The 1,442-nt window shown below is 67.9% G+C and carries 1 protein-coding gene; it reads right to left on the bottom strand.

Annotation, left to right across the window (positions count from 1 at the left end; translation table 11 throughout):
* Positions 1–131: 131 nt before the first annotated feature.
* Positions 132–1,370 carry an IS701 family transposase gene (locus IH26_RS0152425; RefSeq protein ID WP_030443800.1) on the bottom strand — a complete coding sequence of 413 codons (1,239 nt, stop codon included), beginning with the start codon at positions 1,368–1,370 and terminating at the stop codon, positions 132–134.
* Positions 1,371–1,442: the final 72 nt, after the last annotated feature.

Raw genomic sequence — 1,442 nt, 5'->3', positions numbered from 1 at the left:
ACTAGTAGTGCTTTGTCATGATCTTCGCCGGTGTCTGGGTTTCTGTTGCGGGAAGCGGGTTTGGCAGGTGGGGCAGGTGCCGATGAGGCGGGCGAGCGGTGCTTGCATGCGTCGGAGTACGGCGTAGAGGGTCATTCCGGCGCAGTCGTTTTTGGGTCGAGGCGTTGCAGGGTGAGGAACGCGTGGGCGGCTGAGACCAGGGTGGTGTGGTGGTGCCAGCCTTGCCAGGTGCGGCCTTCGTAGTGGTCCAGGCCGAGGCCGGTTTTGATCTCGCGGTAGTCGTGCTCGATGCGCCAGCGTAGTTTCGCCAGCCGCACGAGCCGCCGCTTCGGGGTGTGTTCGGGCAGGTTCGACAGCCAGTATCGGGTGGGTTCGGGTTCGCTGGGCGGCCATTCGGCGATCAGCCACCGTACCGGCAGGTCACCGAAGTCGACGGCGCGGCGGTGTACCAGGCTGGCCGGGCGTAGCCGCAGGAACACGAAGTGGCTGCGCATCATCCGGATCCGGCCGCCGCGACGGCGTGAGCCCGGCCGCCAGGCGACCTGCCGGACGGCTGCGCGGCCGGCGGCCAGGACGTGTGTTTTGAGGCTGGGCGCGGCTTCCCGGTAGATCAGCGGCGGGCGGCGGCCGGCGCCTTTGTAGGGCGGTGCGGTGCGTTGGGTGTCTTCGGTGAACGCGGTGTGGGCGCAGTTCACGCCGACGATGTAGGGCAGGTGCCGGTTGTCGAGTTCCTGGCGGAACTCGGCGGCGTCGCCGTAGCCGGCATCGGCGACGATCAGCGGCGGGCGCAGGCCCCAGCCGATCGCCTCGTCGATCATGTCCAGGCCCAGGCGCCACTTCTCGCGGTGTTTCGCGTCGGCCGGCATCCCGGCCTTGCGGCGGCGTTCGCCTGCCTCGGGCGCGGCCGGGTCCCAGGACTCGGGCACGAACAGCCGCCAATCGGCCGGGCAGGACGCGGTGTCGGTGACCAGGTTCAGACTGACCCCGATCTGGCAGTTGGTGACTTTCCCGGCCGTGCCGGTGTACTGCCGGGCCACGCACACCGACGCGGTGCCGCACTTGAGCCAGCCGGTGTCGTCCAGGGCCCACGCGTTCGGGCTGATCGCTTCGTGCATCCGGACCGCGAGCCGTTCGCGTACCGCGGTGGCGTCCCACGGGCTGTTCGTGACGAAATGGTTCAGCGCCTGCTCGTTTGGCCCCGCAAGCCGGGCAGCCATCGGCTGGATCGACTTACGTCGTCCGTCGAGCATCAGCCCACGCAAGTAGTAGCCGGCCCGGTCCTGCCAGCCCGAGCGGGTCAACGGCGTGAACACGTCCGCGACGAAGTCGTCCAGATCAACGGCGAGACGGTGCACAGCAACGGTGTCCATGCCTTGACGACACCAAGATCAAGCCACAGCTGTCACCATCAACCACCCAAAAGATGACAAAGCACTACTAGG

Source organism: Actinoplanes subtropicus (assembly GCF_000721705.1).
Lineage (GTDB): Bacteria > Actinomycetota > Actinomycetes > Mycobacteriales > Micromonosporaceae > Actinoplanes > Actinoplanes subtropicus.
Note: the sequence above shows the minus strand (reverse complement) of the source record. Positions and strands in the feature narration are given on the sequence as shown.